This is a genomic window from Kribbella sp. NPDC002412 (assembly GCF_053592935.1).
Genome location: NZ_JBSFBL010000047.1, coordinates 1 through 22,370 on the forward strand (window position 1 = coordinate 1; position 22,370 = coordinate 22,370).

A 22,370-nucleotide genomic window follows, 5' to 3' on the forward strand; every position below is an offset into this window, starting at 1 on the left:
CGCGCAGCCGCAGGTACAACACCGGGATCGGGGTCAGGATCAGGCCGGAGGCGAGCAGGGCCGTGCGCAACGACGTACGGCCGACGGCGCCGAGCGGCGGACCGCCGACGACCTGGCCGATCGCGTTGGCCTGCGACACCATCGAGATGACGGTCGCCCGGGAGCGGGAGTCGACGTGCCGGTTCAGCCAGGCGGCTTCGATCGGCGCGGCGAGCGTGCCGGCGATCGTGCGCAACCACATCGCGGCCAGCGCCAGCCAAAGGTGATCGAGCAGGGCGAAGGCGACCACGCCGGCGACCTGGAGGAGGGCGAGCAGTCCGAGGACGCCGTTCGGATGCGTGGCACTCAACCGTTGTGGCGACAGCTTGTTCAAGGTCACCGAGGTGATCAGCGACAGCAACGTGCCGACCAGGGCGAGCACCGTGAACCAGAACGCCGGGTCCGACGTGCCGAAGACCGTCGGAAAGCTGAATTCCAGGATCTTCACCGACCACAACCGGTCGAACGCTTCGCTGGACAGTCCGGAGATCAGACTGATCAGCACCAGCGTGCGTACGACGGGACGCCGCCGCGCGACCCCGAGTCCGTGCTTGAGCGTCTCGGCCAACTGCCGGAACGTCTCGCGCTCGGCCTTCGGAGTCCGATGGAAGTTGTCCTCGCGCATGAACACCGCCAGCGCCAGTCCGAGCAGGATCATCCCGGCGCCGGACAGCGTCATCGGCAACGGCAGGCTGATCAGGCCGAGCGCGCCCGCGCTGACCGTGCCGGCGATGGTCGCGACCAGGCCGACCTGCTGGGCGCGGACGAACACGTGGGCGGTCCGGTCGGCGCCGATCTCGTCGGTGATCCAGGCCTGGTCGGCTCCGGAGGTGAAGGTGTAGCCGACGCCCCACAGGACCTGGGCGGCCAGGATCGCGAGGAACGACGGCACCAGCCCCTGCAGCAGGAAACCGGACCCGATCAGGACGAACCCGATGATGATCGACAGTCGGCGGCTGTACAGGTCGGCGACGATGCCGGTCGGCACCTCGAACAGGAAGCAGGCGAGCTCGAGAGTGGTCCCGACCAGAACCATCTGGAGCGGGTCCAGGCCGGCGTCGCGGACGTAGTACACCATGCTCAGCGTGAACGTCAGCGCGCCGAGGAACGCCCAGGCGCCGTTGTAGGCGTAGTACGTCCGGACCGGGTCGGCCGATCGGTAGGCAGGAAGAAGCATCGCGGATGGCTCCCGAAAGCGTGTGCGGGCATGACCAAGCGTGACCTGGGGAGGTCAAACGCGTGACGTGACGCACGACGGCGGCCGACCCGGTGGGCAGGTGGCGGAGGTGCGCTTTCAGGAGCGACGTTGCATGCCGCCAGGGTAGGGCAAGATCCGGCGAGTCCGCCGGTGAATTTTCCGGCCACTGCTGGTGATCGGAGGTACCATCGAAGTGCCTGGCCCGGCCGTTCCCCCGTGATGGTCGGGTCAGGTTTTTTCCTGCGCCGATGTAGAGAATCGCGTGGTGGCTCCGTCGCTGGTGTAGACCCCGACGAGAGGAATCCACCATGTTGCTCCAGGACAAGACGGCGATCGTGTACGGCGGCGGCGGCGCGATGGGCGGCGCGATCGCCCGGGCGTTCGCGGCCGAGGGGGCGAAGGTGCACCTGGCCGGCCGGACCCTGGCCAAGCTGGAGAAGGTCGCCGCCGAGATCGACGCTGCCTCGGTCGCCGTCGTCGACGCGTACGGCGCGGACGCGGTCAACGCGCACGTCGCGTCGATCGAGGGCCGGATCGACGTCGTCTTCAATGCCGTCAGCGTCCGGGTGAAGCAGAACGTGCCGCTCGTCGACCTGGCGGTGGACGACTTCGTCCGGCCGGTCGAGGACGCGGCGCGGACCAACTTCATCACCGCGACCGCGGTGGCCCGCCGGATGATCGCGCAGCGCGGCGGCGTCATCATGATGCTGTCGTCATCGGCCGCCCGCGAGTCCGGCGCCGACTTCGAGATGGGCGGCTTCAGCCTGGCCTGCGCGTCGATCGAGTGCCTCACCCGGGCACTCGCCGGCGAGGTCGGCCGGTACGGCGTCCGCGTCGTCGCCCTCCGCCCGAACTTCACCCCGGACACGCACCCCGAGTGGAACATCCCCGAGGACGGCCTCGACCACCTGATCAAGGGCACCGCACTCCGCCGCCTGCCCCGGATGACGGAAGTCGGCGCGACAGCCGCCTTCGCCGCCTCCGACCACGCCGGCCCGATCACCGGCGCCGTCCTCAACCTGTCCTGCGGCGCCGTCGTGGACTAGCCCACTTCCGGGTCGCCGGCCGGGTCTTGACAGCACCGGCCGGCGGCGGGTTGACTGCGACATAGTTCACAGAGGAAATAAAATAGGAATCGGTCCGGAGTCGGTGGCTCAGAGCGACTCCGGGCTGGACTGTGGTGTGCCCGGATCCGGTGGCGTGGCCATCGGATCAGCTGGCGTTCTCTGGGTATTGGTTGCTGGGGGCAACTCGGGAAATCCCTTGTGAACAAGGTGTTCCCGGCGTTCGGTCAACATCTGATCTCGGGCCGGTCGAGGCTCTTCCGCTCCACGAGGTTCTGTGTCATCCTCCCGGAAGTAGGACCCGGGATCCTATCGGATATCGGGTTGGAAAGGATGGGGAGTGAGCACAACACTGAAGCCGGCGGCGCCGCCCAGCCCGGCCCGCCCCGAGGCGGTGAAACCCGCCCGGTTACCACGCGCGAGCCGCCGCACCCAGGCCCGGCGCAGCCTGCGCCGGCACTGGCAGCTGTACCTGCTGGTGATCGTCCCGCTCGCGTACTTCGTCATCTTCAAGTACATCCCGATCGCGAACGCGGTGATCGCGTTCAAGAACTACAGCCCGGTCAAGGGGCCGTGGGGCAGCGAGTGGGTCGGGTTCCGCAACTTCGAGCTGTTCTTCGCCAACCCGGTGTTCTGGACGCTGGTGAAGAACACCTTCATCCTGGCCGCCTACACGGTGCTGGCCAGCTTCCCGATCCCGATCGTCCTGGCCATCGCGCTGAACGAGATCCGCAACGGCCGGTTCAAGAAGACCGTCCAGCTGGTCACCTACGCGCCGTACTTCATCTCCACTGTGGTGGTCGTCTCGATGACGATCCTGGTGCTGTCGCCGCGGCTCGGTTTCGTCAACGACGCGATCGGGTTGTTCGGTGTGCCGGCGGTCGACTTCCTCGGCAACCCGGACTACTTCCGGCACATCTACGTCTGGTCCGACGTCTGGCAGACCACCGGGTACTCGGCCGTCATCTACCTGGCCGCGCTGGCCGGGATCGACCCGGCGCTGCACGAGTCGGCCAAGATCGACGGCGCCAGCCGGCTGCAGCGGATCTGGCACGTGGACCTGCCCGGCATCATGCCCACCGCGGTGATCATCCTGGTGCTCGGCGTCGGCAACATCATGTCGATCGGGTTCGAGAAGGCGTTCCTGCTGCAGAACCCGCTGAACCTGGCCCAGTCCGAGATCATCGCCACCTACGTCTACAAGACCGGCCTGCTGAACGCCGACTTCAGCATGGCGACGGCGATCGGGCTGTTCAACTCGGTGATCAACCTGTTCCTGCTGCTCGGCGTGAACTTCGCCGCCAAGCGCATCACCGGAAACGGACTCTGGTCATGACCATTTCGCTGCCGGGATTCCGCCGTACGACGGAACGCCCCGAGTCCACCGTGATCGCGGAGACCAAGACCGACAAGATCTTCCTGCTCGGCGTCAAGGTGATGCTGTGGATCGCGCTGGTCCTGGTGCTGGTGCCGATCGTCTACATCGTCGCGAACTCGTTCAGCAGCGCGTCCGCGGTGAGTGCCGGCCGGGTGCTGCTGTGGCCGGTCGAGCCGAGTCTGCAGGCCTACAAGGTGGCGTTCGGCGACCCGCAGATCATGCGGGGCTACCTGAACTCGTTCATCTACGCGGCCGGCGGCACGCTGATCAGCGTCACCCTGACGATCGCGATCGCCTACCCGTTGTCGCGCCGTACCTTCTTCGGCCGCAACGTGATCATGAGCCTGCTGATCTTCACCATGCTGTTCTCCGGCGGCCTGATCCCGACCTACCTGGTGGTGCAGGACCTGGGCATGCTGAACACCCGGTGGGCGATGGTGATCCCGAGCGCGATCGGGGTCTGGCAGGTGATCATCGCGCGCACGTTCTTCCGGTCGACCATCCCGGACGAGCTGTACGAGGCGGCCACCATCGACGGCGCCAGCGACCTGCGGTTCCTGTGGTCGATCGTGCTGCCGCTGTCGAAGCCGGTGATCGCGGTGATCGCGCTGATGTACGCGATCTTCCAGTGGAACAGCTACTTCGACGCCCTGGTCTACCTGAAGGACCCCAGCCTGTACCCGCTGCAGATCGTGCTGCGGAACGTGCTGATCCTGAACACCGTCACCGGTGGCTCGACCACCCAGAACCTGGCCCAGCAGCTCGAACAGCAACAGCTGGCCAATGTCCTCAAGTACGCGCTCATCGTCATCTCGAGCCTGCCCGTACTGATCATCTACCCGTTCGTCGCCCGCCACTTCACCAAGGGCGTGATGGTCGGCGCGGTCAAGGGTTAATCCGAGAAAGGGAACGAAGAAATGCGCTCAACCATGAGCAAAATGGCCGCTCTGGCAGTGGCCGGCACGCTCGCCCTCGCGGCGTGCAGCTCGGACAAGTCGGCGCAGGGGGCGGCGAACGAGACCACGGCCGACGGCAAGGTCATCATCGACACCTTCACCCCGGCCGACCAGAACTCGAACCTGGACACCAACCAGGTCACCAAGATCATGAGCGACAAGTTCAAGATCCAGTTCCGCTGGCAGAACACCACCTACGACGCCGGTCCGGCCAAGGAGAAGCGGCAGATCGCGCTCGCCTCCGGCGACTACCCGGACCTGTTCTTCCTGATCCCGTGGGTCGACGCGTTCACCCAGGCCGAGGTGCTGAAGCTCGGCCAGCAGGGCGTCGCCGTACCGCTGGAGGAGCTGATCAAGGAGCACGCGCCGAACATCCAGAAGGCGCTCGACTCCAACAAGACCTACAAGGAGATGTCGACCGCGCCGGACGGGCACATCTACGCGCTGCCGCAATGGGCCGACTGCTACCACTGCACGTACCCGGACAAGCTGTGGATCAACAGCGCCTGGCTGAAGAAGCTCGGCCTGCAGATGCCGAAGACGACCGAGGACCTGCGTAAGGTGCTCACCGCCTTCAAGACCCAGGACCCGAACGGCAACGGCAAGGCCGACGAGATCCCGATGACCACCGACGTCCAGGACAGCAGCCTGATCGCGTACCTGATGAACGCGTTCGCCTACGACCCGGTCGGCGCCAACAACGGCGTCCGGTCGCTGCTCACGCTCGACGGTGACAAGGTCGTGACGCCGGTGACGTCGGCGGCCTGGAAGGAGGGGCTGAAGTACATCAACTCCCTCTACAAGGAAGGCCTGATCGACCAGGCCGCGTTCACCCAGAACGCGCAGGCGCTGCAGGCCCAGGGCAACAACCCGAAGGCGGTCGTGCTCGGCTCGGTGCCGGTGCTCTGGCCGGGCATCTTCGTCCAGCTCGACTCCAAGGACGGCCGCGACAAGCAGTACGACGCGGTGCCGCCGCTGACCGGTCCCGAGGGCAAGAGCTACACCGGCCTGAACTACCCGACGTCCACCGGCTACACCTTCATGCTGACCAACAAGGCCAGCAAGGAGGCGCAGGTCGCGGCGATCAAGATGCTGGACTGGATCTACACCGACGAGGGTCAGATGATCACCAATATGGGCCCGGAGGGTGTCGGCTGGACCAAGCCCGGCCCCGGTGACATCGCGCTCGACGAGAAGGTCAAGCCGATGTACAAGCCGAAGCAGAACGCGCCGAAGAACATCAACTGGGGCGCGCTCGGGCAGTACAACAACACGCTGGCCTACCGCAACGCCCAGGTCGTGCCGGCCGACATCTACACCGGCGCCGGCCTCGAGCGACGGCTGTTCCAGGCGACCAAGCTGTACGAGGGCAAGGAGGACAAGGCGCAGTGGTTCCCGCAGACGTCGGTCTGGCCGGACCCGAGCCTGAGCGGTGAGCTCGCCACCCTGCAGACGAACCTGAACAGCTACGTGAACCAGAACCAGCTGGCCTTCATCACCGGCTCGAAGAACATCGACACCGAGTGGGACGCCTACGTGAAGGGCCTGGACAGCACCGGGATGCCCAGGTACCTGGAGATCAACCAGCAGGCCTACGACAAGTACAAGTCCGGGAGCAAGTAACCCCCATGTCCCACGACCTGTGGTTCACCAGTGCCGCGCCCGACTGGTTCGAGGCGTTGCCGCTCGGCAACGGGCACCTCGGCGCCAAGGTGTTCGGCCGGATCGGGGCGGAGCGGATCGCGCTCAACCTCGACGACGTCTGGTCGGGCGACGGCCCGCGCACGCTGACCGTGACGGACGGTCCGCAGGCGCTGGCCGACGTACGGCGGCTGTTGCTGGCGGACGGTGATCGGCTGGCGGCGACCGAACGGACCCGGGCCCTGCAGGGGCCGCTGGTCGAGTCGTACCAGCCGCTCGCCGACCTGCTGATCCGTGAACGACAGGACAGGGAACCACAGGACTACCGGCGGAGCCTGGACCTCCGTACGGGGACCGCCGCCGTCGACTACACGGTCGACGGCGTGCGGTTCCGCCGGGAGACCTACGTCTCCACACCGGATCAGGCAATGGTGTGGACGATCACTGCCGACCGGCCGGGGTCGATCGACCTCGACCTGGAGCTGACCAGCCAGCACCCGATCCGGGCGCAGGTTGCCGACGGCATCTATGGAGTGGTCGGGCACGCGCCGTCGGACCTCACGATCGAGTACCGGCAGAGCCCGGAACCGATCCGGTACGAAGAGGGACGCGGCATCGGCTTCGGTGTCGCGCTGCGGGTCCACAACACCGGCGGCACCGTCGCGGTGGGCGAGGAAGGCGTGCGCGTCCGCGGCGCCGACAGCTTGACGGTGTTGTTGTCGGCGGCAAGCACGTTCGCCGGCTGGAAGGTGCCGCCCGGACGGGATCCGCTGGTGGCGTTGCGCGAGGCAACCGAGGTGCTCGGCAACGTCAGCCTGGAGAGGGTGCGGGAGCGGCACCTCGACGATCACGTTGCGCTCTACGAGCGAGCTGAGCTCCAGCTCGGCGAGTCGAGCGATCTACCCACCGATCAGCGGATCCGGGCGGTCGCGGCCGGAGGGAACGATCCGGATCTGGTCGCGCTCACGGTCAACTTCGGCCGCTACCTGCTGATGGCGTCCTCCCGCCCCGGGACGCAGGCGGCCAATCTGCAAGGCATCTGGAACCAGGACCGCCGGCCGATGTGGGCCAGCGACTGGACCAACAACATCAACACCCAGATGAACTACTGGCTCGCCGATCTCACCGGCCTGGACGAGTGCTTCGACCCACTCACCGACCTGATCGAAGGCCTCGCCGAGTCGGGCGCGGAGACCGCCCGGATCCTGTACGACGCACCCGGCTGGGTGTCGCACCACAACGCCGACATCTGGCGTGCGACCTGGCCGGTCGGCGAAGGCGGCGACGACCCGGTGTGGGCGATGTGCGCGACCTGTGGTGTCTGGCTGACCGCGCACCTGATGGAGCACTACCGTTTCCAGCTGGATCTGGACTTCCTGCGTGACCGCGCCTACCCGCTGATCGCCGGTGCGGCCGAGTTCGTGCTGGCGATGCTGGTCGAGGACCCGGACGGACGACTGCAGTTCATCCCGTCGACCGCGCCGGAACACCACTTCGTCCTGCCCACCGGCGAGAAGGCGTCGGTCGATCTCACCTCGACGTACGACATCTGGCTCATCCGCGAACTGTTCGCCAACCTGCTGGAAGCCGAAGCGGCGCTGGGGCTGGGCAGCGACCTCGCAGCACGCGCACGCCAAGCCCGCGAACGCCTTCCGGAGATCGGTACGACGTCCGACGGCCGGCTGCTCGAATGGCCGACGGACTGGCAACCGTCGGAGACCGACCACCGCCACCAGTCGCACCTGTACGGCCTGCACCCGGGCGCCGAGATCGACCCGTCGCGCACGCCGGAGTGGGCCGCGGCGGCACGTGCTTCGCTGGAGCTGCGGACCAAGGGCGCGACGAACGGCGGCTGGACGGCCGCCTGGCTCGTGGCGCTCTGGGCGCGGCTGCTCGAGCCGGAGAAGGCGTCCGCGGTGATCCAGGACTACCTGAGCCGGCTGGTCTCGGACAACCTGCTGCACCGCGACGGCGACATCTTCCAGATCGACGCGAACTTCGGCATGACCGGCTGCATCCCTGAGCTCCTGATCCAGAGCCACACCGACACCATCCGGCTGCTGCCGGCGCTTCCGGCCAACTGGCCGGACGGCTCGTTCCGTGGTCTCCGGGCTCGTGGTGGGCTGGCGTTCGACGTCAGCTGGCGGGGCGGAGTACTGGCCGCTGCGTCGGTGGTTGCTTCGCAGTCCGGTACGTACCGGATCGCGCTGCCGTCCGGGGAGCGGACAGTCTCGCTGGAGGCCGGTCAGAAGGTGGACCTCGTTAGGGCTGCCTAACCAAAGTTGTTGTATCCTCGCGTCCGTGAAAATGCGCATCGTAATAGCCGTTACGACCGCCCTGCTGGTGCTGGCCGGGTGTGGTGGCAACGAAACCGGATCCGCCGACACCGGCGTCGGCGACACCGAGGTGGCGACCGGCGGACGGTTGTTCAAGACCGCGGACCAGGAGACCGCCAAGCTGGGGTCGGACGCGCAGCCGGGCGCCTTCCCGCGGACCGTGAAGCACGCGCTCGGCGAGACCAAGCTCGAGAAGAAGCCCGAGCGGATCGTCGTGCTGGACAGCGGTGAGCTCGACGACGTGCTCGCGCTCGGCATCACACCGGTCGGGATGGCCACGACCGCGGGCCAGGCCGGCGTTCCGTCGTACCTGGCGGACAAGGCGCAGGGGATCAAGACCGTCGGCGGGATCAGCGAGCTGAACCTGGAGGCGATCGCGGCGCTGAAGCCGGACCTGATCCTGGGCAGCAAGCTGCGGGCCAACGACCTGTACGACAAGCTCAGCGCGATCGCGCCGACGGTGTTCAGCATCCGGCCCGGGTTCCCGTGGAAGGAGAACTTCCTGCTGGTCGCGGACTCGGTCGGCGAGGAGGACAAGGCCACCGGGATCCTGAACGACTACCAGAAGCGCGCCGACGAGGTGAAGTCGAAGGTGCAGGGGACGCCGACGATCTCGCTGGTCCGGTTCCGGCCGGCCGAGATCCGGCTGTACGGCAACCTGTCGTTCATCGGCGTGATCCTGAAGGACATCGGGCTGCCGCGCCCGAAGATCCAGGACGTCCAGGACCTCGCGGTCGAGGTGTCGCAGGAGAACATCGGGCAGGCGACCGGAGACTGGATCTTCTACTCCAGCTACGGCAAGCCGGAGACCACGGCCGAGAACGTCGTTGTCAACGGCAACCTCTGGAAGGCGCTGCCGGCGGTGAAGGCCGGCCAGGTCGCCCGCGTCGACGACGAGGTCTGGTTCCTGGGCCTCGGCCCTCTCGGCGCCATGGACGTCCTGACAGACCTGGAGAAGCTCCTCGGCCCCAAGGGATAAGGGAGGAAACCCGCCCCTCCGCTTCGCTCCGGGGCGGGGAGGTGTGAGAGCCCCACCCCCGCGTGGGGTGGGAGCCCGCCCCCGGGTGGGTGGGCCGGCGGTGGGGCCGGGTGGGGGCTTGCGGTTAGTTCGGGACTCGGCCTCGGTTGGTTACCTGGACGTGGGGGGCGTAGCGGGCTACGGCCGTCACGAGGTCGTCGTACGGGAGTTCGCGGCCGAGGATTTCGACGGTGCCGGGCCAGGGGCGGGACGGGCCCCAGGACTTGGAGTTGTGGGGGAGGGCGTCGGCGTCGTGGAGCACGACGACCAGGTACGGCGACCACGACTCGCCGCCGTCGGGGTTCACGTCGTGCCGCTCGATCCGGCAGACGCCGCGGACGTCCGCCCACGGAATAGTCCGCGGCTGCTCACCACCGAGGTAGATCCCGGCCTCGTCGATCGTCAGCAGCACGTCCTCGTCGTCGGCCTCGCGGGACTCCTCGAACGCCGTCACGGCGCCGACCAGCAGCAGCACCGGCAGCCCGACCGCGAAGATCAGCGGCATCCCGCCCCAGGACAGCCAGACGGACTCCAGCGGCTCGCGGATCGACCCGCCCTTGACCAGCTGGACCACCACCGTCAGCGCGGTGAGCAGCACCATCAGCCCGAACAGCAGCGTGCCGAGGTACAAAGCGGTCTTCGTCGTGCCGAGGCCGCGGCGCTTCACGACGAACGGCTGCGTGGTCTGCTCGGGCGGCATACCGGCATTGTCGGGCGCATCCGCCGTACGCACCAGCACCCCTCACACAACCCTAATCATTTCGGTCCGTACCACTCGTCCGTAGGGATGAAAAGCGCTCCCGGACCGGGTGCGGACTTTGGTACGGCGCAGGTGTCCGCAAGAATCGCTGCATGCCGGACCGCCAGACCGCCGTCGCCTCCCGGAAGCCGCCGACGCGCAACACAGCCCGCCGGCGCCGGAAGGGCAGTATCTGGCGCCGCGGCTGGCTGATCGCGTTCCTTGCGGTGCTGTCCGCCCTGCCGCTGTTGTTCCACCGCTGGGTGCCGAACTCGATCGGCAACCTCGGCAGTCTGCTCGACACCTTCCTGCCCTGGGTCGGCCTCGCCGTGCCGATCCTCGCCGTCGCCGCGCTGGTACGCCGTTCCGCCACGGCCGGAGTCGCGTTGCTGCTGCCCACCGTCGTCTGGGGCCTGATGTTCGGGAACCTGCTGATCCCGGGCAAGGGTGGCGGGGCGTCCGACCTGCGAGTGCTGTCGCACAACGTCGACGCGGCCAACCCGGATCCGCAGCGGACCGCGCAGGACCTGCTGGAGGCCGACGCCGACGTGATGGCGCTGGAGGAGATCACCGCGGCGGACATGAAGATCTACAAGGCGGCGTTCGCGAAGGAGTACCCGTACGAGGTCTCCCGGGACACCGTCGCGCTCTGGTCGAAGTTCCCGGTCGACGAGAGCAAGTCGGTCGACGTCGGGTTCAAGTGGACCCGGGCGCTGCGGGCCGAGGTCAGCACGCCGGAGGGCAAGGTCGCGGTGTACGTGGCGCACCTCGCGTCGGTCCGGGTCGGCGCCAGCGGCTTCACCTCGGACCAGCGCAACGACACGATCAAGGCGCTCGGCCGGCAGATCGCCGACGAGAAACTGGCCGGCGTGGTCGTGATGGGCGACTTCAACGGTACGGCGACCGACCGCAGCCTGGCCCCGTTGACCGCCGGACTGCGGTCGGCGCAGGGCGCGGCCGGCTACGGGTTCGGGTTCACCTGGCCGGCGAAGTTCCCGATGGCGCGGATCGACCACATCATGGTGCGCGGCGTCACCCCGACGAAGGCCTGGGTGATGAGCAACACCGGCAGCGACCACCGCCCGGTCGTCGCCGAGCTCCGGGTCTAGTTCTCCACGATCCCTTTGCGGTACGCGTAGCGGACGGCCTCGGCGCGGTGCCGGGCACCGATCTTGGCGAAGGTGTTGTTGATGTGCGTCTTCACGGTCGCCTCGCTGATGTAGAGCCGCCCGGCGATCTCCGGGTTGCTCAGTCCCTGCGCGATCAACCGCAGTACCTCCGTCTCCCGTGCGGTGAGGCCGTCGGTCTCCTTGGCCCGGCCGGGGCTCAGCCCCGCGACGAGCCGGCGGGACACCTCGGGGTCGAACGTGGACTGACCGGCCGCGGTCGACCGGAGCGCCGCCCCGATCTCGGCCCGGCTCGCGTCCTTGGTGAGGTACCCGCGGGCGCCGGCGCGCAACGCGGTCGCGATCGAGTCGTCGTCGGCGTACGTCGTCAGCACCAGGACGGCGACGTCCGGGAAGCCGGTCGTGATCCGGGCCGTCGCCTGGACCCCGTCGAGGACCGGCATCTTCAGGTCCATCAGCACCACATCCACGTTGCCCTGCGCAACGAGGTCGACCGCCTCGACGCCGTTCGCGGCCGCGCCGGTGACCTCGATCCCGTCCAGCAGTCCTAGCAGTGCGACCAGTCCCTCCCGGACCACCTGCTGGTCGTCGGCCACGACCACCCGGATCACGTCACTCATGAGGCACCTCCGCGACCACCAGCCAGTCGTCCCCATCGGGGCCCGCCGTCAGCGTCCCACCGATCAGGGCCAGCCGTTCCCGCATCCCGGCCAGCCCGAACCCTTCACCGGCCGTCACACCCTTGTTCCGCACCGCCAGCCGGACGCCGTCCGCATACCTGAGCTCGACGTCGACACGATGGCCAGGTGCGTGCTTCGCCGCATTCGTCAGCGCCTCCCGGGCAGCGTTCAGCAGCGCGACCGTGACACCGGACTCAGTCTGTGCCGCTCCTTCCACGGACAGCCGGACCGCGACCCGGTGATCCGCCTCGTGCTGCTCGGCCAGCGCCGCAAGCGCCTGCGGCAGCTCGGGTACGTCGTCCGCCCGCAACGCAGCCACCGCGTTCCGCGCCTCACTCAACCCTTGTACGGCGAGCCGTCGCGAGCGCCGGATGTGGTCGAGGGCAGCGGCCCTGTCGTCACGTTCGTCCAGCAACGCCTCGGCCAGTTCGAGCTGCACGCTGAGCGCGCCGAGCGAGTGCGCGAGCACGTCATGGAGATCCCGTGCGATCCGCCCGCGCTCCTCGAGGGCTGCCGCTCGGGACTGCTGGCTCTGCGCGCGGCGCGTCTGTTCCAGCAGTTCCTCCGTCTGTCGGACCTGGACCTCGTACTGCCGCCGGTTCAGGCCGAACGCGGCCAGCACCGCGGTCCACAGCAGTTGGCTGAAGTACCAACTGTCCGGCTGATCGAACCACGCGGCCGACAAGGCGAATGCGACCACGACGCCGGTGCCGACACCGACGATCGGCCGATTGCTGTTCCGGCAGCCGGCCGAGTCGCCGCGCCGGCGGAAGTCCATCACGGCGATGTCTGCCACGGCGACCAGGACCAGCACGAGGGCGTTCGAGCCCTCCATCCCGGCGATCAGGGCGTTGCCGACGGCAACGGACGCGAGGAGCCCGTACGCCAGGCCCGGACGCACCGTCATCAGGACGGTGCCGGCCAGGAAGACCGCGAGGCCGCCGCCCAGCACGAACCAGGCCCAGGGCTCGACCGGCCGGGAGGTCGACAGTACGGCGACCGCGACCACCGTGGTCAGGCCCCGGCCCAGCCAGCCGCTCTCCCCGTGCAGGGCGAGGCGCCCCAGCTTCCGTGCCGTCACATCGGCACCCTACGCAGCCGGGCACTGGGCCGGACCGGCCACGGGGTGGAGATCCGGGTGGAGATTTTGATTGAAAACACAACCGACCGGTGATGTGGCTGTGGGTACCGCCGGAGTAACGTTCCTGAGCGGTAACACCACGCTGCGTCACGATCGACGATTCGGAGGGCCGATGCTTGCGCAACAATCCATCCTGAGGCTGGACGCCACGGCGATCGACTACATCATCATCGCCTTGTACTTCGCCTTCGTGCTCGGCATCGGGTACCTGGCCAAACGCGCGGTCTCCAACAGTCTCGACTTCTTCCTGTCCGGGCGGTCGCTGCCCGCCTGGGTCACCGGCCTGGCGTTCATCTCGGCGAACCTGGGCGCGATCGAGATCATGGGCATGTCCGCGAACGGCGCCGAGTACGGCATGCCGACCGTGCACTACTTCTGGATCGGCGCCGTCCCGGCGATGCTGTTCCTCGGCGTCGTGATGATGCCGTTCTACTACGGCTCCAAGGTGCGCAGCGTGCCGGAGTTCATGCTGCGCCGGTTCGGCCAGCCCGCGCACCTGGTGAACGCGATCAGCTTCGCCGTCGCCCAGGTGCTGATCGCCGGGGTGAACCTGTTCCTGCTGGCCACCATCGTCAACGTGCTCCTCGGCTGGCCGATCTGGGTCTCGGTCATCGTCGCCGCGGTGATCGTGCTCAGCTACATCACCCTCGGCGGCCTGTCCGCGGCGATCTACAACGAGGTGCTGCAGTTCTTCGTGATCGTGGCCGCGCTGCTGCCGCTGACCATCGTCGGTCTGCACAAGGTCGGCGGCTGGCAGGGCCTGACCGAGAAGGTCACCGCCTCGCCCGGCGGCGCCGAGCAGATGAGCGCCTGGCCCGGCAACGCGCTGAGCGGCTTCACCAGCGACTTCCTGTCCGTGATCGGGATCGTCTTCGGTCTGGGCTTCGTGCTGTCCTTCGGCTACTGGACGACGAACTTCGTCGAGGTGCAGCGGGCGATGGCCTCGAAGAACATGTCTGCGGCCCGGCGGACCCCGATCATCGGCTCGTTCCCGAAGATGTTCGTCCCGTTCATCGTGATCATCCCGGGCATGATCGCGGCCGTGATCGTGCCCGAACTGGCCCAGTTCAAGGCCGACGGCAGCGGCGAGGTGGACTACAACGACGCCCTGCTGCTGCTGATGCGCGACCTGCTCCCGAACGGCATGCTCGGCCTGGCGATCACCGGTCTGCTGGCCTCGTTCATGGCCGGTATGGCGGCCAACCTCAGCTCGTTCAACACGGTCGTGTCGTACGACCTGATCGAGCGGTACGTGATCAAGGACCGGCCGGACGACTTCTACCTGCGCACCGGCCGCTGGGTCACCGTCGCGGGCACGATCATCGCGATCGGCACCGCCGCGATCGCCTCCGGCTACAGCAACCTGATGGACTACCTGCAGCAGCTGTTCTCGTTCTTCAACGCGCCGCTGTTCGCCACCTTCATCCTCGGTATGTTCTGGAAGCGGATGACCGCGACGGCCGGCTGGGTCGGCCTGGTCAGCGGTACGGCGACCGCCGTGCTGGTGTTCATCCTGTCCGAGAACGGCGTCATCGACCTGCCGGGTCAGGGCGCCAGCTTCGTCGGCGCCGGCGCGGCCTTCGTGGTCGACATCCTGGTGAGCGTGCTGGTCAGCCTGGCGACGGCGCCGAAACGCGACGAGGAGCTGGTCGGCCTGGTCTACTCGCTGACGCCGAAGGAGCAGCGGACCGAGGTGACCGTCCGCGGCGACCACGGCTGGTACCGCAGGCCGGTGCTGCTGGCCGGCATCTCGCTGGCGATGACCATCGCCCTGAACATCATCTTCGGCTGACCAAGGAGCATCTGAGATGGCTGCGCAGACCAAGAAGTCCGGGGCGTTCGACATCCGGGTGGTGATCGCGGCGCTGATCGCGATCTACGGCCTGGTGCTGACGATCCTCGGTGTCATCGCCGACCCGGCCGAGGTGGCCAAGGCGGCCGGGATCAACATCAACCTGTGGGGCGGGCTCGCGATGCTCGTGGTGGCCGCTCTCTTCGTGCTCTGGGCCCGGCTGCGGCCGATCGTCGTACCGGTCGGCGACGATACGGAGGAGTAACCGCAGGGCCGGCGGCTCGTTGTGAGACCAGTAACCGACTGGTCCCACCGGAGGACGCATGATCCGTGCTCAAGTCCTGTCCAGACGAGCCTTCCTGGCTCGCATCGGGGTGCTCGGCGCGGCGCTCGGCGGTGGTGGGCTGGTGGCCCGCAGCCTGCTGTCGCCCGCCGGCGCCGCGACCAACCCGGTCCTGCCGACGACGGTGGACCTGATCCGGCCGGTGCTCGCCGAGCTCGCCCGGGACACCCTCAACGGGCTGACCGTGTTCGCGATGCCGGGCCGCGATCCGTACTCCCGCACCCAGGGCACACCGAGTGGCACGCCGGGCGCGATCGAGGCCGGCGCGACCGACTTCATCATCGACTCGCTGGACAACTTCGTGCCGTTCCCGGACGCGATCGCCCAGCCGGTCGGGGCCGCCCTGGTGACCGGCCTCGCCGACTCCGGGATCGCGCTGCCGGGCCTCGAGGTGCTCCCGGTCGAGCTCCGCCGGCTGGATCGCGCGCTGGCGGCGTACCTGCAGAGCGACGAGACGATGCCGCTGTCGTTCCCGATCGCCGGGCTGCTGAACCTGATGGCGACCCAGGTGAACCCGCTGGCGGTGAATGGCCCGCACCTGTCGCCGTTCGCGCGGCTCTCGTACGCCGAGAAGGCGCAGGCGTTCGAGCTGATCGAGCGGACCGACGCCGACCTGGTGGCGCTGCTCGACGTGCAGTTCCCCGAGCCGTTGAAGGGCTCGGTTTCCGGGCTGCTCAAGTTCGTGGGCGGCGCGCTGATCGAGTTCGCGACCTTCGGCGCGTACGGCGAGTCCGCTGTCTACGACAGGGTGAGCAAGACGCTGCGGGCCCGGCCGGTCGGCTGGAACCACACCGGCTACCAGCCGGACGGCCCGGTCGAGGGCTGGGACGACTTCATCGGGTACTACCAGGGCCGGCAGAAGGTGAGCGACTGATGCGCGACGTGATCGTGATCGGGGCCGGCGGCGGTGGCCCGGTCGTGGCCAAGGAACTGGCCGCCCAGGGTCTCGACGTACTCCTGCTCGAGGCCGGGCCGCGGCACGCGAAACCGCGGGACGAGTGGACGACGTTCGAGGACGACGCCAACAACCCGCTCACCGGGTACCTGCGCTGGGGTCCGTCGGACCGGTCGAAGCCGGCCTGGTTCCGCGAGTGGCCGCAGAACTCCTTCGTCTGGCAGCTGTCCGGAGTCGGCGGCACCACGCAGCACTTCTACGGCAACTACCCGCGCGCCTACCCAGGTGTCTTCGAGGGGTACGACGGAGCCGACAAGTCCGGGTACGACGTGAATCACCGCTTCCCGTTCACGTACGGCGAGCTGGTGCCCTACTTCGAGTGGGTCGAAGCCACCATGCCGGTCATGACGGCCGCGATGGGACACAAGGAACAGACGTTCTTCCGCGGCGCCGAGACCCTCGGGCTGCCGGTGCAGACCACGAAGACCACGCACCGGCCGTCGTACCGGCCGCAGGAGAACGCGATCCTGCAACCGGGCGGGACGGCCGGGAAGACGTCGTCCGCGGACCTGCTGGTCTATCCGAAGGCGACCGGGTGCACCTTCTGCGGCTACTGCTTCCAGGGCTGCTTGCGGCCGAACGGTGCCCCGCGCAACCAGTTCGCCAAGCGGTCGACGGACAACAGCTACGTGCCGATGGCGCTCACCGCGGACGTGTGGTCGCGCGGCGGTCGTCCGGTCGAGCTGATCGCGGACGCCTTCGTCACCCGGGTCCACGCCGAGAAGCGGCACGGCGTACTGACCGCGACCGGGGTGACGTGGCGGTCCGGGGGAGCGGAGCACCGCGAGGACGCCCGGGTCGTGGTGATGTCCGGCGGGTGCACCGAGAACCCGCGGCTGTGGTTCAACAGCGGGCTGCCGAACCCGAACGGCTGGGTCGGCCGCGGCTACACCGACCACTTCTTCGACTGGGTGTTCGGGGTCTTCGACGACTACACCGGCAACCCGAAAGGCGTCGGCTCGAGTGCCCGGCTCGACTATCCGCCGTACGGCGGCCTGGAGAACGTCGGCCTGCCACCCGCGCTGATGGCCTTCTCCGCAACGCTGTCGGACAGCGGGATCCGCGGTCAGTACAAGAACGGGCGCGGACGTGGCGGACCGTGGGACGGGCCGGCCGGCCGGGTGATGGGGCCGGAGCTCAAGGAGGTCCTGTCGCACGGGCTGGACCGGCTGCTCAGCGTGCTGGTGATCACCGACGACGACGTCGAGGCGCAGAACCGGGTCACCCTCTCGGCACTGCCCGCGGACGAGAACGGGCCGATCCCGAAGGTCACCTTCAAGCAGCGGCAGCGGACCGCGCGGACGCTGCGGAACCGTGAGTTCATGGCCCGCAAGGCGGCTGAACTGCTGCGTGGGGCCGGCGCTCGCAAGGTCTACCGGATCGACTGGGCGCCGCTGATCCTGCACGTCCAGTCGTCGATGCGGATGGGGTCGTCGGAGCGGAACTCGGTGCTCGACCCGCGCGGTGAGACCCGGGCGGTGAAGCGGCTGTTCGTGGCCGACAACTCCGCCCTGTCGAACGGGCTCGGCGGGCCGAACCCGACGCTGACCTCGCAGGCGCTGGCGACGCGCACTGCCGAGAAGATCTTCAAGACCTACTTCGACGGCGATCCGTGGGTGCGCTCGAGCTCCCCTGTGGTGTCCACGGATCCACGGATCAGCGTCCGGCTGGGGCAACTCGGGCTCTGACTGCGGACCGCCAGGCCATCACAACGACGCCACCGGCGCCGGCGCACGCTCACTCGGCGCGCCGACGGGGAATTGTGATGGCCTGGCGGTCCGTGTCCGTTTGACGAACATCGGCGTCCGGCCGGGTCCTCCCTCCTCGCGTGCGACGTTCGTAGGCTCGAAGTACCCGATCAGGAGGACTTCGAGATGACGATGACATCGAGCGGCGCGGACCTCTCGACGCTGGCCCAGCAGTACGCCGAGGACGGGTTCGTGCTCGTGAAAGGCCTGCTCAGCAAGGAAGAAGCGGCCTACTACCGGCAGCGCAGCCACGACCTGCTGGCCCAGCTGAACCGCAAGGACGACCCGACCTGGAAGTCGGCGATGGGCCTGTCCGACGGTGCGACCCGGTTGCAGCACCTGCACGACGCGCAGTTCTACGACGCGGCCTTCTCCCGGCTGCTGGTGGACCCGCGGTTCACCGACGTGGCCGCTGCGGTGATGGGTGTCGAGGGTGTGCAACTGCACCACACGAAGCTGTTCGTGAAGCCGCCGGAGAACGGGTCGCCGTTTCCGCTGCACCAGGACTACCCGTTCTTCCCGCACAAGTACCACCGGGTCGGCGCGGCCATCTTCCACTTCGACGACGCGCCGGTCGAGAAGGGCTGTGTGCGGGTCATTCCCGGCAGCCACAAGGCCGGGCCGCGCGAGCACGACCCGGAGGGCTCGTTCCACCTGACCGACGTGCCGTTCGAGTCGGCGACACCGCAGCCGGCCGAGGCGGGCGACGTACTGTTCTTCACCTACCTGACCGTGCACGGGTCCGGGGTGAACGTGAGCGACGAGGCGCGGACCACCTGGCTGGTCCAGTACCGCGACCCGGGAGACCCGCCGACGGTCAAGACCCACGACCACTCGCTCGGTCAGGGCATGATGCTGCGAGGAGTCGACCCGACCGGCAGGAGCGCTTCTTGACCCTGGAGTCCGTTGCTGCAGCGGACCGTTTCGTCGACCTCGCGGGACTCCTGGAGTCCTGCGAGGTCGACGGCTTCCGCGCGGACTTCCTGAGCTGGGGGCACTACCGCCCGGAGTACTGGCGCAACTACTGGCACACCCACTCCTTCCACGAAGTCTGCCTTGCCTACACCGGCACCGGCCGCTTCAACTCCGGCCCTTCGCAGTACGAGGTACACCCGGGCTCCGTCTTCCTCGCTCGCCCAGGCGACGTCCACGAGATTGAGTCCAGCCACACTGACCCCTTGGGCATAGCCTTCTGGGGCTTCACCTTCCGCCCCGCCACCACCGTCCCCCGCCAGGCTGCCGATGCCCGTCCGGCTGGTTCCCGCCAACCGGGGGCTGTGTCTCCGACGGGTGCTGGACCGGCGCCCGACCCGGCGGGATCCGGCTGGTGGGCCGGCCTCACCCGGCCGGATGGGCCGGTGATGTCCGATCGGGTTGGCTCGTTGCCGGCTCTCATCATTGCGTTGACGGCTGAAGCGGCTGCTCCCGTGTCCGGCTACAGCAGCGCGTTGGCAGCGCTGGGGTCGACGCTGGTCATGGAGACCGCCAGAGCATTCGCCCTGGACGACGACCTCGCGGTGGAACCGGTACGGCGCGACCGCGGACCACTCGTGGTCGAAGCCATGCAACGCCACCTCCGCGACAACATCTCCCGCCCGATCACCGTCCGAGATGTAGCCGCCGTGGCCCACCTCTCCGAACGGCACGCCGAACGCCTCTTCCACCAGCAGACCGGTGCTTCGATCATGTCCACCCTGCGCCGCCTACGCCTCGAACTTGCCGCCCAACTCCTGCTCGACCCCTCGCTCACCGTCACCGACGTAGCCCGAGCCTGCGGCTACTCCGACGTACGCCCCTTCTCCACCGCCTTCCGCCGCCGCTACGGCCGCACCCCGGGCAACCACCGCCGCACCGGCGGCACCGAGTTCATGTGACCGCTTCTCGAACTGACTGGCGCTACCCCGAGTAATCAAACGACTCTCTGGACACGGCAGACGGTGACTGCTCAAATGCATCCAGGTATTCCGCCGTACTCCTGGAGGAGATATATGAGGGGTCGCCTCAGCCGTATCGCCGGCGTCATCGCGCTGGCGCTCGGCCTCGCAGCCACATCCCTGGTTCCCGCGTCCGCCATCACCGGAGGCGAGCCGGACGGGAACGGCCATCCGAACGTCGGCCTGATCCTGTTCTACATGCCTGACGGGCGCTTCCGCTGTACGGCGACCCTGGTGTCGCCGACGGTGCTGGTGACCGCGGCACACTGCACGAAGGGCACGCTGGGCAAGACGCTCGTCACGTTCGACTCGGTGATCGCCGAGCAGCCGCCGTCGCCGTTCCCGGTCGCGGCGGACCCGTCGAAGGGCTACACCCAGGCCGAGCTGGAGAAGGCCGGCTACAAGTCCGGTACGGCGGCCACGCACCCGCAGTACTCCGACTTCACCGATCTGAACAACTGGAACGACGTCGGGGTGATCGTGCTCGACCGGCCGGTGACGAACATCGCGCCGGCCAAGATCGCGCCGGCCAACTACCTGAACGCCTACCAGCAGCCGAAGCTGAACAGCACCATCTTCCTGTCGGTCGGCTACGGCACCGAGGTCCGCAAGGCCGAGTCCGGCCCGCAGAAGCCGACGCCGATGTCGTACCCGATGCTGCGCCGCTGGGCCGAGGAGCCCGGCCAGAAACTCACCCCGCAGATCCTGCAGGTGAACGGCAACGAGAACGACAACCGCGGCACCGGCGGCACCTGCTTCGGTGACTCCGGCGGCCCGACCTACCACGGTGGCTACGTGGTGACCGTGACCAGTTACGGCTACACGCAGAACTGCCGCTACCTCGACGGTCTGCAGCGGATCGACATCAAGGTCGTCCAGGACTGGCTGAAGACGTTCGGCGTACCGATCGGCTGACGCCCGCTGCTACTGGTGCCGCGACCCGTGTCCATGGGGTCGCGGCACCAGTGCTGTCCGGCCGCTACCGACGTCGCCACACGCCGGCAACGGCCACCAGCCCTGCCAGTGACGGCAGGAAGCCGATCACGCCGTGCAGTGGCGGCACGATCGTCGTGTACGCCTCCCCGCCGACGGACAGCCCGATCAGCTGGACCGTCGCCCCGACGACGAACAGCGTGGTGCAGATCGCCCGCAACCGACGCGAGCCCCGAGCCACAGCCACGATCGACCACACCCAGCCGACAAGCCCGAGCAGGCCGACGGCGACCAGGTAGATCGTGATCGCGTTCCGGTCCTCGGCCACCGCATCAGCCGACCAGTCCGGGTACGCGGCCCGCACGTGATCCCCGATGGTGTCGACCGTCATGAGGTCGACGACCGGGGCGAGGGTGGCGACCACAGTCAGCAGCAGCCCGCCGTACAGCGCCCGCCGGACGTAGGACGCCGTCTGCGGCGGCGCGGTGATGGTGCTCATCCGAACTTCCTCCCCAAGGCATTCTTACAACGTAAGATTGACTCTATACTTACGCTGTAAGAATCTTCAAGCGAGGAGCATCGAGTGAGCGGTCGCCGTACCCCTGGTCAGCGCGTCGGCCTCACTCGCGAGGCAGTGCTGCGGGCCGCACTGACACTCGCCGACCGCGAAGGGCTGAAGGCGCTCTCGATGCGCCGGCTCGGAGCAGAGCTGGACGTGGAGGCGATGACGCTCTACCACCACGTGCCGAGCAAGGACGCGCTGCTGGACGGTCTGGTCGAGTTGCTGGTCGCTCCGATCGCCCCACCGGCGTTCGAGGCGGCGTCATGGCGGGACGCCCTGCGTGCATACGCGCGCGAGCTCCGCACCACCCTGCTCGCGCACCCGAACGTCATCCCCCTGGTCGCGTCCCGGCCTGCTGTCACCGCACAGAACCTGCAGGTGATGGAGGCCGCCCTGGAGAGCATGCGAGCCGCCGGACTGCAGCCGTCCGACGCTCTGGACGTGCTGTACGCGGTGACCGGCTTCGTCCTCGGTCACGTCGTCACGTCACCCGAGGGCGACCCCGTGGACCAGTTGGACGCGCTAGACCCGGCTCAGTACCCACTGCTGGCGGAGGCGGTCAGCAAGACTGCGCCTAGAGGCACCGAAGCGCGCTTCGAGTTCGCCCTCGATGCCTTGCTGAACGGACTCGAACCGAACGCGCTAGACTGAGCACATGCGAGTGAGCCTGCTCCTTAGTTAGCCGTACTGGCATCGAGGCGCCGAGCGCCGGTCAGTGCGGCGACCCCTCCTGTGCGAGGGGCTTTTTCATTTCTAGGTATGCCTTCTGGCAGATTTAGGCTCAAC

The 22,370-nt window shown here is 68.1% G+C and carries 20 protein-coding genes; 15 read left to right on the forward strand and 5 right to left on the reverse strand.

Features of this window, described 5'->3' with window-relative positions; translation table 11 throughout:
* Positions 1–1,216: MFS transporter (locus ACWCOV_RS30935; protein ID WP_449832861.1), on the reverse strand; the 1,216-nt coding region annotated here is incomplete at its 3' end.
* A 329-nt stretch (positions 1,217–1,545) separates the two neighbouring features.
* On the opposite strand from ACWCOV_RS30935, the gene ACWCOV_RS30940 reads away from it, so the two are divergent.
* The 6 genes from ACWCOV_RS30940 to ACWCOV_RS30965 all read left to right on the forward strand — a co-directional run bounded on the left by ACWCOV_RS30940 (position 1,546) and on the right by ACWCOV_RS30965 (position 9,591).
* Complete coding sequence (locus ACWCOV_RS30940) at positions 1,546–2,283, forward strand: SDR family NAD(P)-dependent oxidoreductase (RefSeq protein WP_449832862.1); 738 nt, start codon at positions 1,546–1,548, stop codon at positions 2,281–2,283.
* A gap of 358 nt (positions 2,284–2,641) precedes the next feature.
* On the forward strand, positions 2,642–3,637 hold the full coding sequence (locus ACWCOV_RS30945) for an ABC transporter permease (protein WP_449832863.1): 996 nt from the start codon (positions 2,642–2,644) through the stop codon (positions 3,635–3,637).
* Positions 3,634–4,575: a carbohydrate ABC transporter permease gene (locus ACWCOV_RS30950; protein ID WP_449832864.1), complete on the forward strand. Its 942-nt coding sequence runs from the start codon at positions 3,634–3,636 to the stop codon at positions 4,573–4,575. The genes ACWCOV_RS30945 and ACWCOV_RS30950 overlap by 4 nt, the downstream gene beginning before the upstream one ends.
* A gap of 42 nt (positions 4,576–4,617) precedes the next feature.
* The gene (locus tag ACWCOV_RS30955; protein ID WP_449832865.1) at positions 4,618–6,258 is read left to right on the forward strand and encodes an ABC transporter substrate-binding protein; all 1,641 of its coding nucleotides are present in this window, start codon (positions 4,618–4,620) and stop codon (positions 6,256–6,258) included.
* A gap of 5 nt (positions 6,259–6,263) precedes the next feature.
* On the forward strand, positions 6,264–8,552 hold the full coding sequence (locus ACWCOV_RS30960; protein ID WP_449832866.1) for a glycoside hydrolase family 95 protein: 2,289 nt from the start codon (positions 6,264–6,266) through the stop codon (positions 8,550–8,552).
* Positions 8,553–8,583: 31 nt separating this feature from the next.
* Positions 8,584–9,591: an ABC transporter substrate-binding protein gene (locus ACWCOV_RS30965; RefSeq protein WP_449832917.1), complete on the forward strand. Its 1,008-nt coding sequence runs from the start codon at positions 8,584–8,586 to the stop codon at positions 9,589–9,591.
* A 124-nt stretch (positions 9,592–9,715) separates the two neighbouring features.
* Here the strand turns inward: ACWCOV_RS30965 and ACWCOV_RS30970 are convergent, their stop codons facing one another.
* A complete protein-coding gene (locus tag ACWCOV_RS30970; protein WP_449832867.1) occupies positions 9,716–10,330 on the reverse strand; it encodes a hypothetical protein in 615 nt (204 codons plus the stop codon).
* A 152-nt stretch (positions 10,331–10,482) separates the two neighbouring features.
* Here ACWCOV_RS30970 and ACWCOV_RS30975 point away from each other — a divergent pair, with 152 nt between their 5' ends.
* Positions 10,483–11,478 (forward strand): endonuclease/exonuclease/phosphatase family protein, encoded by a 996-nt coding sequence (locus ACWCOV_RS30975; RefSeq protein WP_449832868.1) that lies wholly within the window; start codon positions 10,483–10,485, stop codon positions 11,476–11,478.
* Here the strand turns inward: ACWCOV_RS30975 and ACWCOV_RS30980 are convergent.
* Both ACWCOV_RS30980 and ACWCOV_RS30985 read right to left on the reverse strand, forming a co-directional pair.
* On the reverse strand, positions 11,475–12,116 hold the full coding sequence (locus ACWCOV_RS30980; protein ID WP_449832869.1) for a response regulator: 642 nt from the start codon (positions 12,114–12,116) through the stop codon (positions 11,475–11,477). The two genes, ACWCOV_RS30975 and ACWCOV_RS30980, sit on opposite strands and share 4 nt — an antisense overlap.
* Positions 12,109–13,257, reverse strand: a complete 1,149-nt coding sequence (locus ACWCOV_RS30985; RefSeq protein WP_449832870.1) for a sensor histidine kinase — start codon at positions 13,255–13,257, stop codon at positions 12,109–12,111. Before ACWCOV_RS30985 ends, ACWCOV_RS30980 begins: the two co-directional genes overlap by 8 nt.
* Before the next feature lie 172 nt (positions 13,258–13,429).
* On the opposite strand from ACWCOV_RS30985, the gene ACWCOV_RS30990 reads away from it, so the two are divergent.
* The 7 genes from ACWCOV_RS30990 (at position 13,430) to ACWCOV_RS31020 (ending at position 21,004) form a co-directional block, all read left to right on the forward strand.
* Complete coding sequence (locus ACWCOV_RS30990; RefSeq protein WP_449832871.1) at positions 13,430–15,109, forward strand: sodium:solute symporter family protein; 1,680 nt, start codon at positions 13,430–13,432, stop codon at positions 15,107–15,109.
* Between the two features lie 16 nt (positions 15,110–15,125).
* The gene (locus ACWCOV_RS30995; protein ID WP_449832872.1) at positions 15,126–15,374 is read left to right on the forward strand and encodes a hypothetical protein; all 249 of its coding nucleotides are present in this window, start codon (positions 15,126–15,128) and stop codon (positions 15,372–15,374) included.
* A 58-nt stretch (positions 15,375–15,432) separates the two neighbouring features.
* Positions 15,433–16,326: a hypothetical protein gene (locus tag ACWCOV_RS31000; RefSeq protein ID WP_449832873.1), complete on the forward strand. Its 894-nt coding sequence runs from the start codon at positions 15,433–15,435 to the stop codon at positions 16,324–16,326.
* Positions 16,326–18,095, forward strand: a complete 1,770-nt coding sequence (locus tag ACWCOV_RS31005) for a GMC oxidoreductase (RefSeq protein WP_449832874.1) — start codon at positions 16,326–16,328, stop codon at positions 18,093–18,095. The genes ACWCOV_RS31000 and ACWCOV_RS31005 overlap by 1 nt, the downstream gene beginning before the upstream one ends.
* Positions 18,096–18,281: 186 nt before the next feature.
* Positions 18,282–19,049 (forward strand): phytanoyl-CoA dioxygenase family protein, encoded by a 768-nt coding sequence (locus ACWCOV_RS31010; protein ID WP_449832875.1) that lies wholly within the window; start codon positions 18,282–18,284, stop codon positions 19,047–19,049.
* Positions 19,046–20,029, forward strand: a complete 984-nt coding sequence (locus ACWCOV_RS31015; RefSeq protein WP_449832876.1) for a helix-turn-helix domain-containing protein — start codon at positions 19,046–19,048, stop codon at positions 20,027–20,029. Before ACWCOV_RS31010 ends, ACWCOV_RS31015 begins: the two co-directional genes overlap by 4 nt.
* A gap of 114 nt (positions 20,030–20,143) precedes the next feature.
* Positions 20,144–21,004 (forward strand): trypsin-like serine protease, encoded by an 861-nt coding sequence (locus ACWCOV_RS31020; protein ID WP_449832877.1) that lies wholly within the window; start codon positions 20,144–20,146, stop codon positions 21,002–21,004.
* Between the two features lie 64 nt (positions 21,005–21,068).
* On the opposite strand, the gene ACWCOV_RS31025 is transcribed toward ACWCOV_RS31020, so the two are convergent.
* On the reverse strand, positions 21,069–21,521 hold the full coding sequence (locus ACWCOV_RS31025) for a hypothetical protein (protein ID WP_449832878.1): 453 nt from the start codon (positions 21,519–21,521) through the stop codon (positions 21,069–21,071).
* Positions 21,522–21,605: 84 nt separating this feature from the next.
* Between ACWCOV_RS31025 and ACWCOV_RS31030 the strand changes: the two genes are divergently transcribed.
* Entirely contained in the window at positions 21,606–22,235 is a 630-nt protein-coding gene (locus ACWCOV_RS31030) for a TetR/AcrR family transcriptional regulator C-terminal domain-containing protein (RefSeq protein ID WP_449832879.1), read from the forward strand.
* The last annotated feature ends 135 nt before the right edge of the window (positions 22,236–22,370 follow it).

What these genes read in the sequence shown, in the direction of transcription:
- ACWCOV_RS31020 (WP_449832877.1), top strand. Translation starts at nt 20,144, where the DNA reads ATGAGGGGTCGCCTCAGCCGTATCGCCGGCGTCATCGCGCTGGCGCTC.
- ACWCOV_RS30965 (WP_449832917.1), top strand. Translation starts at nt 8,584, where the DNA reads ATGCGCATCGTAATAGCCGTTACGACCGCCCTGCTGGTGCTGGCCGGG.
- ACWCOV_RS30950 (WP_449832864.1), top strand. Translation starts at nt 3,634, where the DNA reads ATGACCATTTCGCTGCCGGGATTCCGCCGTACGACGGAACGCCCCGAG.
- ACWCOV_RS30980 (WP_449832869.1), bottom strand. Translation starts at nt 12,116, where the DNA reads ATGAGTGACGTGATCCGGGTGGTCGTGGCCGACGACCAGCAGGTGGTC.
- ACWCOV_RS30955 (WP_449832865.1), top strand. Translation starts at nt 4,618, where the DNA reads ATGGCCGCTCTGGCAGTGGCCGGCACGCTCGCCCTCGCGGCGTGCAGC.
- ACWCOV_RS30990 (WP_449832871.1), top strand. Translation starts at nt 13,430, where the DNA reads ATGCTTGCGCAACAATCCATCCTGAGGCTGGACGCCACGGCGATCGAC.
- ACWCOV_RS31000 (WP_449832873.1), top strand. Translation starts at nt 15,433, where the DNA reads ATGATCCGTGCTCAAGTCCTGTCCAGACGAGCCTTCCTGGCTCGCATC.
- ACWCOV_RS31010 (WP_449832875.1), top strand. Translation starts at nt 18,282, where the DNA reads ATGACGATGACATCGAGCGGCGCGGACCTCTCGACGCTGGCCCAGCAG.
- ACWCOV_RS31025 (WP_449832878.1), bottom strand. Translation starts at nt 21,521, where the DNA reads ATGAGCACCATCACCGCGCCGCCGCAGACGGCGTCCTACGTCCGGCGG.
- ACWCOV_RS30970 (WP_449832867.1), bottom strand. Translation starts at nt 10,330, where the DNA reads ATGCCGCCCGAGCAGACCACGCAGCCGTTCGTCGTGAAGCGCCGCGGC.
- ACWCOV_RS30995 (WP_449832872.1), top strand. Translation starts at nt 15,126, where the DNA reads ATGGCTGCGCAGACCAAGAAGTCCGGGGCGTTCGACATCCGGGTGGTG.
- ACWCOV_RS30975 (WP_449832868.1), top strand. Translation starts at nt 10,483, where the DNA reads ATGCCGGACCGCCAGACCGCCGTCGCCTCCCGGAAGCCGCCGACGCGC.
- ACWCOV_RS30960 (WP_449832866.1), top strand. Translation starts at nt 6,264, where the DNA reads ATGTCCCACGACCTGTGGTTCACCAGTGCCGCGCCCGACTGGTTCGAG.
- ACWCOV_RS30940 (WP_449832862.1), top strand. Translation starts at nt 1,546, where the DNA reads ATGTTGCTCCAGGACAAGACGGCGATCGTGTACGGCGGCGGCGGCGCG.
- ACWCOV_RS31005 (WP_449832874.1), top strand. Translation starts at nt 16,326, where the DNA reads ATGCGCGACGTGATCGTGATCGGGGCCGGCGGCGGTGGCCCGGTCGTG.